We start from the raw sequence: 14,127 nt of genomic DNA, 5'->3' as shown, positions 1-14,127 counted from the left end.
ATGAAGAATTAAGAATGAAGAATTATGAGACATAGATTATTTATCCCCGCAGCCACCGCGCTGCTGATAGCCCTCACCGCCTGCACACAGGACGAACTGGCGGAAGGCACGCTGCCCGAAGGTGAATATCCCGTAGTCATCCGTGCCACCGGACTGTCCGTAGAGGCAACGCCGCTGGCAACCCCATCAACCCGTGCCACCGTGGACGGCGACTGGCAGGGCGTACAGACCGTGGCACTCAAGATGGGCGACGCGGTAAAGGAATACACCGTGACGGCCACGGATGCCGACGGATACAAGAGTGCCACGCTCTCACGCGAGAACGACCCGCACTACTGGACCAGCCGCGACCCGATTACCGTATCGGCATGGTGGCCCCTCGACAAGGCAGACATCACACAGATGCCTGCCGTGAAGGTGGCGGCTGACCAAAGCAAGTTGGCAGACTTCCAGAACAGCGACTTTATCTCTGCTGAAAACCAGACGGTAAAATTTGACGACCCGACTCTTGAATTTACCCACCGCACGGCACGCGTGGCAATCGAACTGAAACCCGGTACGGGATTCACGAGCGTGGACGGTGCCACGGTGAGCCTCGTGAGCCTGTCCGCCGATAACGGCAACCCGACCGCCATCCAGACCTACCACGCAAGCGGCAACAGCTACGAGGCACTGACCGCCCCGCAGACCGTTGCGAAAGGCGAGCCGTTCATCCGCGTGGAACTTGGCGGCGGCAACTTCTACTTCCGCCCGCAGAACGACGTCGTGCTGGAGGCGGGCAGCCGCTATACCTACACCGTCAAGGTGAACGCCACCGGCCTGACGCTGGCAGGCTGTGAAATCGGCAAATGGGACGACGGCGGCGGCGAGAGCGGCGCAGCCGAGGATTTGGGCTACAACTACGACACCACCACCAAGACCTACACGGTCTATAACGCAGACGGCCTGCTGGCATGGGCGGAAGCCGCAAAGAGTGATCTCAGCTTCAACTGCACCCTGACTGCCGACATCGACCTGACGGGCAAGAAGTGGACACCGATAGGTAAAGGCACCACTTCTGAATCCGGTTACCAAGGCACCTTCGACGGACAGGGACACCGCATCACGGGGCTGGCCATCACTACGGACAATCCGCAGGGTGAGAGTGCTGCGTTGTTCGGCGGTATCGGCGGCAACGGCGAGGTGAAGAACCTGCAACTGGTGGATGTGGACTACGATGTGCGGCAAAACGGTGTGGCCGGTGGCATAGCGTGGAGCAACTTCGGCACCCTCACCGCCTGCTCCGTAACGGGAGATATTTCTGCAACAGGAGGATATGTCGGCGGCATTGCGTCTTCCAACTTCGGTAGCATTATTGGCTGTTGGTTCGATGGAAATTTAACGTCAGGCATTGGTAATGGCGGAATCGCTGCTCTCAACTATAGCACCATCACCGCCTGCTATTATGGTCAGAATGGGTATCCCGGAGTAGCAATTAACGATGGCACCGATGATACGCATCGAATAGACTCCGGCGACTCCTGGCAGCCAGCCGTCGATGGCATGAACGCCGCCCTCACCGGCAACGACTGGGCACTCGGTACCGACGGTCTGCCCGTACTGCAAAAGAAACAATAACAACCCCTAAACAACACGCATCATGAAACGAACAACCATTCATATATCCGCAGCCCTCGCCCTGCTGCTCGGCTTTGCCGCCTGCACGCAGGACGAAGCGGGCTTCCTGCCGGAAGGGGCGGAAGGCACACCCGTCGTCTTCACCGCCACGGGGCTGAACCCCGCCGCGACAGCCACCGCCGGTACCCGTGCCCCGGTGGACGGGAACTGGGAGGGCGTGCAGAGCGTGGCAGTCCTGATGGACGGCACGGTGAAGGCGTACGACGTGACGCCCTCCACCTCCGACAACACCGGCGCCACGCTGACCTCCACCGACCCGCACTACTGGACCAACCACGATAACATCACCGTCACGGCGTGGTGGCCCTACACCGCTGGCGAGACAACCCCGCCTGCCGTGAAGGTAGCTGCCGACCAAAGTGCCCGGAAAGACTTCGAGGGCAGCGACCTCATCGTAGCCGAGGAACAGACGGTGAGCTACGGCAACCCCACACTCCGCTTCACCCACGGCACGGCACGGGTCACCGTCGTTCTGACGGACTATACCGAGGAGCAGATGTTCGTGCGGCTGACAGGCCTCTCCACCGAGAATGGAAACCCGGCTGTAATCGCCCCGTATGACAAGGGCGGTGACACCTACACCGCCCTCGTCGCCCCGCAGACGGTGGCAACGGGCACAGCCTTCATCACCTGCAAATTCACCAATGGCAAGGTCTTCGTCTATAAGATGAAGAACGATACCGACTGGCAGGCGGGCAAGGAATATACCTACACCGTCTCCCTCGCCGCGGCATACCCCGGCTATACAGACGACGGCAACGGCAACTACACCGTGACCTCCGCCGAGGGTCTGAAGAACATCGCCGAATTAGTGAACGGAGGTAAGACCGACATTAACATTACCCTCGACAAAAACATTGACCTCACAGGCAAAGAGTGGACGCCGATAGGCACTGAAAGCCAATCTTACACCGGCACCTTCGACGGCGGCAACCATACCATCACGGGGCTGACCATCAATCAGTCGGCAACGAGTAACGTAGGGCTGTTCGCCTCCATCGCCGAAGGCGGCACGGTGAAGAACCTGACGCTGAAGGATGTGAATATAACAGCCGATTCCAATGCAGGTGCCATAGCGGGAGAGAATAGGGGTACCATTGAGAATTGCTCGGTATCGGGCAGCGTGACAAGTTCGTCAAATAATAGCTATGTAGGCGGCATAACAGGATGGAATTACAGAGGAACCATCACTGACTGCCACTCTTCCGCCACGGTGGAAGGCAAGGCCTATGTCGGCGGTATAGCAGGACAAAGCGATGCCACTATCACCGCCTGCTACTCCACGGGCAGCGTCACCGCGACAAAGAACAATACTACGGGTTATTCCTTTGCCGGAGGCGTGGTGGGATACAATAACGGAGCTGTCCTTATCGCCTGCTATGCTACAGGCTCTGTCTCCGGAGGAGGCGACTTTGTAGGCGGCGTGGTGGGAAGCAATGAGAATGGCACCCTCACCGCCTGCTATCACGCTACGGGCAAGGTCTCCGGAGCATCAGGAAGCACAGGCGGCGTGGTGGGGCGAAATCTCCAGAACATCGGTTTTACCACTATCGTCACCGCCTGCTACTGGGGAGACAACGGCCAGGAACAAGGCATCGGTTACAATCAGGCAGGTACCGGCGAAACCACGATGGTTACGGACGGCGACTGGCAGAATGCCGTTACACAGATGAACGCCGCCCTGCAAAGTGCAGGCTCAGAGTGGCAGTACGAACTCACCGGAGCATTGCCAACATTGAAGAAACAGTAAACTGTCGGGCGGGAAAAGTTCCGCCCGTAACGGAAGATAACTGAAGTATAACCCCAAAAGAAAAGAACTCCCATTCCGGGCGGGAGTATTGTGCCCGGTAACATCATACAGACACCGCAGCCCGCTACCGTAAGGTCAGTGGGCTGCATTTCTTACACCTGCGCACCCCAATAGCGGCAGTTGCTTTTTTCTGAAAAAACGATTACTTTTAGGTCGTAAAAGAGCACAAGGCAAGCAAGATGTAATTCGATGCGATTGTGAAGACGCCTAATCGGTGGACAACGTTTTGCAATCGCGTATCCTGCTGATAATCTTTCCGGTGTGGGCGAATGTTCATTTCCCCTACGGACAATTCCTCTTCTGAAAAAGCATCTCCGAAACGAAAAATCACGGGTGGATTCTCCGCTGCAATATTACGAGGATCTTCAGGGATTAAAAAGTGCGGTTGTCGGCCATGAGAGGCCTCCGGAGGACATCGGGAATCAACCCCCGAAAACTGCATTACCTTGCAGGCAAACGTCCAACAATCCATCCATGAAACTGCTATTGTATTTGTTCATTGATCCTGTTTTTCAGGATTGCGGGAACAGCTTCCGTCATCTGTTCCTTCGCGATGAGATGCTTCCCTTTGTTCGTGCCGGACCTTATTCCTGAATTCACGAACTCGGGAGTTCGTGCGTGAACGCACTCTTGAACAAACTTGTTAAATCGCGCCTTCCTGAAGAAACAAACTATGGAAAACACACCTGTAAGCATTGCCGTATGCAATCAAAAAGGCGGAGTCGGAAAATCAACCTTCACCGTTCTGCTTGCCAGTCATCTCCACTATACCTTGCAGCGGGACGTGCTGGTGGTCGACTGCGACTATCCCCAATGGTCGATCTACAATCAACGCTCCCGCGAGTTGGAGATCCTCAATTTGAGCGATTATTACAAACTGATGGTCGCCCGTCAGTTCAAGGGAACCGATCGGAAATTCTGGCCTATCGTCAGCAGCACGCCTTCCGATGCCCTTGAGAAGACGGCGCGACAACTGCAAAGCGATTATCATCCGCAGATTATCCTCTACGATTTGCCCGGAACAGTCAATACCGAAGGGGTGCTGCAGATCCTCTCCTCGCTGGAAGCCCTTTTCATCCCGATCAAGGCAGACAAGGTCGTGCTGGAGAGTTCGCTCTCCTTTGCCCGTAGTCTTTATAACGGCATGGTTTGTAATGACCATCTCCGTCTGCGCAGCCTTCACCTCTTTTGGACGATGGTCGATCGCCGCGAGCGAACCCCGCTCTATGAACGCTATGAGGCGATCATCCGTCAGCTTCATCTGCCTGTTCTGAAGACACAGATTCCCTACCGGTCAAAATTCAACAAGGAACTTTTGGCTGACGGCACGGGAATCGGACGTTCGACGCTGCTAGCTCCGGAACGGACCTTTGCCCGCGAAGCGCAGATCGAGAACCTTGCGGTCGAGATTCTTTCGATTCTTCAAATTTCATGAATATGGCCCGCAAGAACAAAGTGGAAGTCGACGAAGAGGCCATGCGCCGAATGATCGCGGGGTTGGTTCCGCAAACCGTGGATGTAGTGCAACCGGAGCAACCCCCGGATGAACCGCCTGCGGAAACCTCGCCACCCACCTCCGAAGAGCGCACTACGGGGCATTCAACCGAATCGCGCCGACGGAGGACCGCGGTCGTTCCCGAATTCGAGCCGACCTTCATGTCGCTGTTGGATATACATATTCGGGGAGCCCTCTATGTCAGTCTCGAGACGAAGCGCAAGATTCTCGAGGTCGTCAAAAAGATCGGAGGCGAGCGTATGACCGCCACCTCCTATGTTGAACAAATTCTGCGGCAGCATCTCGACCTCTACAAGGAGGAGATCAACCGCATCTACAAGGAACGAAGTACAAAAGATCTTTTATAGCCATGAACACATTTCATTTTTCAACCGATTGGGCAGCATCTCTGCTCATCCTTGCAAGTATCCTTCTTCTTATCCTGTGTTTCATTCTCTTCTTCGTTAGACGAAAACGGGAGAAGACCCAGCCGAAGGAAAATCCCGCGTCGGAATCAGTCGTTAGGGATCAGGAAGAAGACCAGGATCCCATCGAACAGAGCGAGAAGATTCCGGACGAGAAACCTGCTCAAAACATTCTCACCGAGAAGGTCGCCCAAGTGGAGGAGATAATACCTTTGCCTCCTGTCTCCATAAAACGAGGCGCTGTCAAACCCGATTTCCGGAAAACCTTTCTGCATCCTACACCCTTCCAACGACGAGGCAGTGTCTATCTCAGTATGGAGACCAAGCGACGGATTCACAGTGTCGTCCAACGGATTGGCGAAGGGAATCTGACCGTTACGGATTATGTCGAGAACATCATGAGACATCATCTTGATCTCTATCGGGACGAAATCAACCGCATCAATCGGACCCGGAATTTCAAGGATCTGGTGTAAGGATGGGCTTCCCGAGTTCCCTTTTCGAGCGAATTGCACGATGGCATTGGCCGTGGCTTCCGCAGCGGTGGCGAAAGTCCGCAGAATCCCGGGCCGACGGGCCGGGCAGCAAAGCCAATTCGGAGCTGACCGCCGAGCCCCGCCGTGGAGAAACACCGTTGCTGATAATCCCGAAACACTATGCGGTTACCGGCCATCTGCGGCCTCGGAAGGCCATCCCGGCACCTGCGGAATCAAAGCCCGAAGATGCTGCTACATTTGTTCCGCCCCCGGCCGAAAAGCCGGCTTCGATGCAGGGCTGGGGCGAGCTGGTTCTCCAGGGTCCGATCCGCGAGAACGGCGAGACGGAAGAGCCGCGGGAGCCGCGGCCGCCGCTGCGGCTCCCGTCCCTACAGAACAACGGCGAACTGCACGATCCGGAAGTTCAGGCGCTGCTCCGGAGCGCCGAAGCGGGCGAGCGCATCCTTGCGCCGGATGTTACAGAGAAGGAACGCCGCGAGATTGAGAATTTTGACCTGCGAAACTATGTCTGACCCTCAAAAAAACAGATGCACAATGAATTGGAATCGAAATTACGGCTAACACCCGGATGATTGGCTGCGGGAAGCAACTATTTGCTTCCGTCCCGGTCGCAGACTGCCTCAAAAGGCGGGCTGCGGCCTTTTTCACACCTATTACCAAACTGCAAAACCGATGAAAAAAAGCGCAATCTTCTTGATTCTGATGCTCCCCGCATCGCTTGCCTCCTTCGCACAGGGCAACGGCATGGCCGGAATCAGCGAGGCGACCAACATGGTCACCTCCTATTTCGACCCGCTCACCAAACTGATCTTCGCCGTGGCTGCCGTGCTGGGGCTGGTGGGCGGCGTCCGCGTCTACTCGAAGTTCAACAGCGGCGATCCCGACGCCTCGAAGTCCGCCACGGCGCTCTTCCTCTCGTGCGTCTTTCTGGTTATCGTCGGCACCGTCTTACGCTCCTTCTTCCTCTGATATGGCACAGTACACCATCCACAAGGGCGTCGATCGTCAGGTCGAGTTCCAGGGGCTGACCTCGCACTATCTGATCCTCTTTGTTGCCGGGCTGCTGGGCATCTTCCTGCTCTTTGTCATCCTCTACGCCGGAGGGGTTCCGCAGGGCATCTGCATCCTCTTCGCCGTCGCGGGCGGCAGTGGCCTCACCTGGGCGACCTTCTATCTGAACCGCCGCTTCGGACCCCACGGTCTGATGAAACTCCTCGCCCTGCGGCAGCATCCGCGCCGCATCATCCACCGCCGGAGTGTGCGCCGCCTGCTCGAACGTCGAACCTTACCCAAACGCTGATGCCATGCGAGGAACCCTGAAAACTTCGACCCTCGAGTCGAAATTCCCACTGCTGGCCGTCGAGGGCAACTGCATTCTCTCGAAGTTTGCCGACGTAACGGCCGCCTTCCGCGTGATGCTCCCGGAGCTCTTCACCCTGACGGCCGAGGAATACGAGGCGCTGCACGCCACCTGGGTCAAGGCGCTGAAGGTCCTCCCGGACCACACCGTCGTCCACAAGCAGGACCTCTTCATCGAGGAGCGTTACGAAACACCCGATCCCGAGGCCGAGCGCACGTTTCTCTCCCGGGCCTATGAACGCCACTTCAACGAACGTCCCTTTCTGCGCCACACCTGCCACCTCTTCATCACGAAAAGCACCCCCGAACGGCTGCGGCAGACGAGTGCCGCCTCCGTTCTGTGCCGGGGCTTTATCATCCCGCAGGAGATCCGCGACGGGGAGGCCGTGACCCGTTTTCTGGAGAGTGTCGCCCAGATGGAGCGCATCCTGAACGATTCGGGGCTGCTGCGGGTCGACCGCCTCACGGAGGCAGAGATCGTCGGCACGGATTCCGATACGGGGCTGCTGGCCCGTTACTTTGCACTCTCGGACGAGCGGCAGCCCGCGGTCAACGAGGACATCCGCCTCGATCCGGGCATGATGCGCATCGGCGACAAGTTGCTCTCGATGCATACGCTCTCCGATCTGGATCTCCTGCCGCAGAGCGTCGCGACGGACTTCCGCTACGAGCGTCTCTCGACCGACCGCTCGGAGTGCCGGCTCTCGTTCGCGGCCCCCGCGGGGCTGCTGCTCGGATGCTCGCACATCTACAACCAGTATCTCTTTCTGGACAACCACGACGAGACCCTCAAACGGCTCGAAGCCCGGGCCCGCAACATGAACTCGCTGGCGAACTATTCGCGCGGCAATGCCCTGAACAAGGAGTGGATCGACCTCTACCTGAACGAAGCCCATTCGCAGGGGCTACGCTCCGTAAGGTGCCACTGCAACGTCGTGGTCTGGGCCGAGAGCGAGGCGGAGCTCAAGCGGCTACGCAACGACGTAGGATCGCAGCTCGCCACGATGGGCTGCACGCCCCACCACAATACGGTGGACGTGCCGGTGCTCTTCTGGGCCGCCATCCCCGGCAACGAGGCCGACTTCCCCGCCGAGGAGAGTTTTCTGACCTTTCTCGAACAGGGGGCCTGCCTCTTCAACGGCGAAACGAACTACCGCTCGTCGCTCTCGCCCTTCGGCATCAAGATGGCCGACCGGCTCACGGGGATGCCGCTCCATCTGGACATCTCGGATCTTCCGATGAAGCGCGGCATCACCACCAACCGCAACAAGTTCATCCTGGGGCCCTCGGGAAGTGGGAAGTCCTTCTTCACGAACCACATGGTCCGCCAGTATTACGAACAGGGGGCGCATATCCTGCTCGTCGATACGGGAAACTCCTACGAGGGGCTCTGCTCGCTGATCCACCGCACGACGCGGGGAGGCGACGGCATCTACTTCACCTACACTGAACAGGAGCCCATCGCCTTCAACCCCTTCTACGTCGAGGACGGGGTCTACGACATCGAGAAGCGCGAGTCGATCAAGACCCTGCTGCTGACGCTCTGGAAGCGCGAATCCGAGGAGCCGACACGCGCGGAGGAGGTGGCCCTGTCGAACGCCGTGAACCTCTACCTCTCGAAGCTCAAGACGGACGATTCGATCCAGCCCTCGTTCAACACCTTCTACGAGTTTCTCACCTCAGACTACCGTCGGCTGCTGGAGCAGAAGCACGTCCGCGAGAAGGATTTCGACCTGGCGAATCTGCTCAACGTGCTGGAACCTTACTACCGGGGCGGCGAGTACGACTACCTGCTCAACTCCGACCGGCAGCTGGACCTGCTCTCGAAGCGCTTCATCGTCTTCGAGTTGGACAACATCTCCTCGAACCGCACGCTGCTTCCCGTGGTGACAATCATCATCATGGAGGTCTTCATCAACAAGATGCGGCGGCTGAAGGGCATCCGCAAGATGATCCTTATCGAAGAGTGCTGGAAGGCCCTCACCTCGGCCAACATGTCGACCTACATCCGCTACCTCTACAAGACGGTGCGCAAGTATTTCGGCGAGGCGGTCGTCGTTACGCAGGAGGTCGACGACATCATCTCCTCGCCGATCGTCAAGGAGTCGATCATCAACAATGCCGACTGCAAGATCCTCCTCGATCAGCGCAAGTACATGAACAAGTTCGACCAGATCCAGACGCTGCTCGGCCTTTCGGAGAAGGAGCGGGCGCAGATCCTCTCGATCAACCAGGCGAACGATCCCCGCCGCACCTACAAGGAGGTTTGGATCGGACTCGGAGGCGTGCAGTCGGCGGTCTACGCCACGGAGGTCTCGACCGAGGAGTATCTCGTGCGCCCGTAAGGGGATTTGACAAATGTCACTGTGGCAAGTGGCTGGGAGTGAGTTTATAAGCCCATTAACAACCGACTTATCTGAACGGGAAACCGGACAGGGAGTTGAGCATGTCGGTAAAGCCATAAGTCAGCCAACTATCAGGCTGCGACTGAATGGCAAGTTAAAAAGATAGATATAAGGATAAAGCCTGCATTGGTTGAACGATAGTCCGAGCAGTCGTATCCTTGGGCGGTGACGGAAGATAGTTATATACGTCACACTGCGGTACTACACCGATGACAGATAGCGGATGTAGCATAAACTGACCGCAGGGCAACTGCCATAAGCAGTAAAGGACGAAAGTCGTATCCGACAATCTATCGCGCCAAACAGTTGTCAAGTTCCTAAACGGGGATTGCCTAAACCGGAACGCCGCAAGGCTATTAGGTGTAGACCTATGAATATCCGGCATGGCAACGGAGCTTCCATAGTAGTCTGAGCAGGGTAACGCCCTGTACATGGCAAAGGGAAGCAGCTAATTAAGTTTAACAATTTAACGGAAAATGTGTGAGACATGAGAAATCCAGAGAATGTGTTAAACAGTCTGTCTAAACACAGCAAGGACTCAAGCTACAAGTTTGAGCGGCTGTACAGAGTGCTGTTTAATAAAGAAATGTTCTATGCTGCCTACCAGCGTATTTACAGCAAGGCGGGCAACATGACGGCAGGAGCCGATGGGCAAACCATCGAAGGAATGAGCATCGACCGCATTAAGCAACTGGTTGATAGCCTTAAAAATGAGACTTATCAGCCAGCTCCGTCCAAAAGGGCGTACATTCCGAAGAAAAACGGGAAAAAACGTCCGCTTGGCATCCCCTCATTCAACGACAAATTGGTGCAGGAAGTGGTTAGAATGATACTGGAAGCTATCTACGAGGGCAGTTTTGAGCATACCTCGCACGGGTTTCGGCCCGGGCGTAGTTGCCATACCGCACTTATCAGCATACAGAAGTCATTCACGGCCGTGAAATGGTTCATTGAGGGCGACATCAAAGGGTTCTACGACAACATCGACCATGATGTGTTGATAGGCATCCTGCGGGAACGCATCGCCGACGAGAGATTTCTACGGCTTATCCGCAAATTCCTGAACGCCGGTTACGTCGAAGATTGGGTATTTCACAGAACGTACAGCGGCATGCCGCAGGGCGGTATTGTCAGTCCAATACTGGCGAATATCTACCTCGACAAACTCGACAAGTACATCCGTGAGTATATCAACCGGTTCAACAAGGGGGAGATACGGAAAGGCAACGCTCAGTACAAGCTCTACGAGCAGCGGAGATACCGGCTGGCTAAGAAGCTGAAAAATGAGAAAGATGAAAAGGTAAGAGAACAGATGACCGCTGAAATCAAGCGGCTACGGGAAGAAAGGAACAAGTTTCCCGCGCGTAATGAAATGGACAGCAGTATCAAACGCATAAAATACGTTCGGTACGCAGATGACTTTCTGATTGGAATAATCGGTAGTCTGGAAGACTGCAAAACGGTAAAAGAGGACATTAAAAACTATTTGAAAGAGGCTCTTAAACTGGAACTGTCAGATGAAAAGACACTGATAACCAACGCACAGAAACCCGCCAAGTTCCTCGGATTCGACATTTTTATCCGTAGGAGCAATGATTTACGCAAGGATAAAAACGGCAGAACGGTCAGGGCGTTCGGACACGTTCCGGTCTTGTATCTGAATTTTGAAACGATGCGAAAGAAACTCTTTGACTACAAGGCCGCAAGAATAGCGGTCGTGAACGGCAAAGAGGTATGGAAATCCATCGTCAGAACGTACATGATCGATTTGGACGACCTGGAAATAGTCAGTCAGTTCAACGCCGAAATCCGGGGATTCTACAACTACTACTCGATAGCCAATAACAGCCCGGCCATCAACTCTTTCTATCACATCATGTCATACAGTATGTACAAGACTTTCGCAAGAAAGTACAAGTCGTCTGTTAAGCAAATCCTGACCAAGTATAAAAAGGGAGGGACGTTCAAAGTGGCATATGAGAACAAGAAGGGTAAAATGCTCTACCAAACATTCTATCACGAAGGCTTCCAACGCAAAAAAAATGCAGGGGCTACCTCATGCGACACTATCCCGCGGACAGTTACAATAACTGGTGGTCGTAACAGCCTGATGGAAAGGCTGAAACTCCAAGTCTGCGAATTATGCGGTGCTACGGATAAACTCGAAATGCACCACGTCCGCAAACTTAAAGATCTGACAGGTAAGTCCGATTGGGAGAAGAGAATGATCGCCCGGCGCCGGAAGACGCTGGCGGTCTGCTCAAAGTGTCATGCAAAGATAGACCCTGACCGAAGAATCAGACTGAATTAATTAGTGGAGAGCCGGATACAGGGAAACTTGTAAGTCCGGTTCGGGGGCGAGTGCCCGGAACCCTATCATAGAAATATGACAAGGCGCTGGGTACTTAGCCTACTGCTACACCACCGAGGAGCGGGAGAAGATGGAGGTGATGGCCCGGGCCGAGAAACTCGGCGGCGACATCCAGGCAGCCATCCGCGCACTGGCCCGCGAGCGGGAAGGCCAAAATCTCATTAAAAATTCCCAGCCATGAAACAGATCCTTTGGAGCTGCGTCGGGCTGCTGCTGGCGTTGCTGGCCCTGCTCGGCGGATTCCGGCTCTTCTACGATTTCGAATACCACAAGATCCGTCCTCTGTGCGGCGAATGGCGTTCGACACGGAATGACACCCGGCTCGAGATTGACCATCGGGACGATGGCTTCTGGATTCGCATCCATCACTACGACCCGCGGACCGGGCGTGAATCCTTTGAGATGCACCCGATGAAGTATGCCTCGTGCATCCATTACACAACCTATGGCGGTGCGCGTGTCGATCTCTTCCACACCCCTGGCTCCGACCTGTTGCTGGTCATTCCGGGAGATATTTTCAAACGCGATTTGTCTAACCTTCAAAACGACTTACCATGAGTAGTACCCCAAACATCACCCCCGCGGAGGCGCTCGCGACGCTGCGGGCCGAAATCCGACAGCGCACCCAGCTTGTGCGGCTCATTACCTCATTGCAGGAGGAGATTGCCTACGACCGCATCTGCGGATCGTGGCTCTCGACGGAGAACAACCTCTCGGCCTCGATCCGCCGCATCTGCACCCGGACCTACCGGATGCTGATCTTTGACAACACGCTCTGCTACCGGCGGCTGGTGCAGGATACCGTCATCACGGCCGAGCGACGCACGCTGCTCTTCGGCAGCCGCGACGATCCCCGCGACATGCACCCCATCGAACTCGACCCCGAGAGCGACACGCTGCTGCTGGGCTGCTACGGACGCTTTGTCGCGGAGGAGCGGGCCTGCCGGCGTGCGGAGCAGGAGAGCATTTCCGAGGAGTGTTTCACGGATCATGAACCCGAGGCATGAAGTGGCGTGAAGTATTCGAGGGGCTCTTTCGCCCCGCAGCCGGGGAGGAGTTCCAACAATGGGAGCCGACCCTTCAACGAACAAGGCAATTATTGGAGGCCCAGGACTTCCGGACACTGACCGATATGGTCCAGGAACATCGTCACTCGGAGCTGCTGACGCGGGGGATCGGGCTGGAGATGATGGCGCATCTTCCGCAAATTCTCACCTCGCCCGACGAGGCGGCCCGCCACGAGGTGCTGCAACTGATGGATACCCTGCGCAAGACACCCGCCATGAGGCACACGGGGCGGAAGCTGGCCAACCTGCCCGGGAACAGTTCCCATCCGATTCACGGCGTGCTGGCCCTGCACACGCTTCTCATGGATGCCTATCCCGAACGGCACCCCGAGAGCCGGATGCGGCAGCCGACAACCGGGGAGGTGCAGGCGGCCATGCGTCTTGTCGACCGCCTCTTCCGCACGGGGATTTTCCACGAACTATGCCGCATGACGGAGGCCCCGACCCAGATGCAGCCGCCCTTTTATGTGGCCCGGCTCTACGGCTGGGATGTCGACTGCGAGATTCTGCAGGCCATGCGGCACGAGCGGGATACGGCGACGCCCGGAGCCGATCCGCGGCGGATGCAGCAGCTCCGGGAGGAGATCTTCCGCACGGAGAACCACTTGGTCCGCGGTGCCGAGCGCACCATCGAGGGGATGACTGAGATGTCCGTTCCGCGGAGTTATGTCGAGCGCCTCGAAAGCGAACTGAATACGCTGGGCTGGCTGGCCCGCGCTCCGGAGCGCATCGACGATCTGCATACGAACCGGCAGTTTCTCGACAAATACGAGATCCATCCGGGTCTGCCCCCGGAGGCACAGCGTGCCGAGGCGGAGGCGGCATTCCGGGAGCTCGACGCACGGCTTGTCCGACTGACGGGCCGCGAAGCCCGGACGCACGAACTCGACCTCCGCGTCGCACAACCGGAGCGGGAGCCGGGGCGCACCTCCTTTCGCCGGGAGTACCCCGCAGTAATGCAGCCCGCCGAAGCGGCATCCCGCAAATTGAGACATTGAACCACCCTCAAAACGACCGAACC

General features: G+C 56.6%; 13 protein-coding genes. All 13 read left to right on the top strand.

What is annotated here, in order from left to right; genetic code table 11:
• The first annotated feature begins 24 nt into the window (after window positions 1–24).
• The 13 genes from B5E60_RS01185 (at window position 25) to B5E60_RS01115 (ending at window position 14,104) form a co-directional block, all read left to right on the top strand.
• Window positions 25–1,617: a fimbrillin family protein gene (locus B5E60_RS01185; protein WP_087309045.1), complete on the top strand. Its 1,593-nt coding sequence runs from the start codon at window positions 25–27 to the stop codon at window positions 1,615–1,617.
• 22 nt (window positions 1,618–1,639) lie between these two features.
• Window positions 1,640–3,427: a fimbrillin family protein gene (locus B5E60_RS01180; RefSeq protein ID WP_087309044.1), complete on the top strand. Its 1,788-nt coding sequence runs from the start codon at window positions 1,640–1,642 to the stop codon at window positions 3,425–3,427.
• Between the two features lie 733 nt (window positions 3,428–4,160).
• Window positions 4,161–4,922: a ParA family protein gene (locus B5E60_RS01170; protein ID WP_087309042.1), complete on the top strand. Its 762-nt coding sequence runs from the start codon at window positions 4,161–4,163 to the stop codon at window positions 4,920–4,922.
• Window positions 4,923–4,924: 2 nt separating this feature from the next.
• Window positions 4,925–5,350: a DUF3408 domain-containing protein gene (locus tag B5E60_RS01165; protein ID WP_087309041.1), complete on the top strand. Its 426-nt coding sequence runs from the start codon at window positions 4,925–4,927 to the stop codon at window positions 5,348–5,350.
• A gap of 2 nt (window positions 5,351–5,352) precedes the next feature.
• Complete coding sequence (locus tag B5E60_RS01160) at window positions 5,353–5,883, top strand: DUF3408 domain-containing protein (protein ID WP_087309040.1); 531 nt, start codon at window positions 5,353–5,355, stop codon at window positions 5,881–5,883.
• A gap of 290 nt (window positions 5,884–6,173) precedes the next feature.
• Window positions 6,174–6,416 carry a hypothetical protein gene (locus tag B5E60_RS01155; protein WP_087309039.1) on the top strand — a complete coding sequence of 81 codons (243 nt, stop codon included), beginning with the start codon at window positions 6,174–6,176 and terminating at the stop codon, window positions 6,414–6,416.
• 160 nt (window positions 6,417–6,576) lie between these two features.
• Entirely contained in the window at window positions 6,577–6,873 is a 297-nt protein-coding gene (locus B5E60_RS01150; RefSeq protein ID WP_087309038.1) for a DUF4134 domain-containing protein, read from the top strand.
• Between the two features lies 1 nt (window position 6,874).
• Window positions 6,875–7,204 carry a DUF4133 domain-containing protein gene (locus B5E60_RS01145; RefSeq protein ID WP_087309037.1) on the top strand — a complete coding sequence of 110 codons (330 nt, stop codon included), beginning with the start codon at window positions 6,875–6,877 and terminating at the stop codon, window positions 7,202–7,204.
• Window positions 7,205–7,208: 4 nt separating this feature from the next.
• Window positions 7,209–9,608, top strand: a complete 2,400-nt coding sequence (locus B5E60_RS01140) for a TraG family conjugative transposon ATPase (RefSeq protein WP_087309036.1) — start codon at window positions 7,209–7,211, stop codon at window positions 9,606–9,608.
• 547 nt (window positions 9,609–10,155) lie between these two features.
• Window positions 10,156–11,979, top strand: a complete 1,824-nt coding sequence (locus B5E60_RS01130) for a reverse transcriptase domain-containing protein (RefSeq protein WP_087309035.1) — start codon at window positions 10,156–10,158, stop codon at window positions 11,977–11,979.
• 237 nt (window positions 11,980–12,216) lie between these two features.
• Window positions 12,217–12,597 (top strand): hypothetical protein, encoded by a 381-nt coding sequence (locus B5E60_RS01125; RefSeq protein ID WP_087309034.1) that lies wholly within the window; start codon window positions 12,217–12,219, stop codon window positions 12,595–12,597.
• Window positions 12,594–13,046 carry a hypothetical protein gene (locus B5E60_RS01120; protein ID WP_087309033.1) on the top strand — a complete coding sequence of 151 codons (453 nt, stop codon included), beginning with the start codon at window positions 12,594–12,596 and terminating at the stop codon, window positions 13,044–13,046. The genes B5E60_RS01125 and B5E60_RS01120 overlap by 4 nt, the downstream gene beginning before the upstream one ends.
• Window positions 13,043–14,104: a hypothetical protein gene (locus tag B5E60_RS01115; RefSeq protein ID WP_143260613.1), complete on the top strand. Its 1,062-nt coding sequence runs from the start codon at window positions 13,043–13,045 to the stop codon at window positions 14,102–14,104. The genes B5E60_RS01120 and B5E60_RS01115 overlap by 4 nt, the downstream gene beginning before the upstream one ends.
• Window positions 14,105–14,127: the final 23 nt, after the last annotated feature.

Source organism: Alistipes sp. An116, assembly GCF_002161005.1.
In the GTDB taxonomy this organism is placed as follows: domain Bacteria; phylum Bacteroidota; class Bacteroidia; order Bacteroidales; family Rikenellaceae; genus Alistipes; species Alistipes megaguti.
The sequence above is the reverse complement of the archived record's forward strand: the minus strand, read 5'-3'. Positions and strand labels throughout refer to the sequence as shown.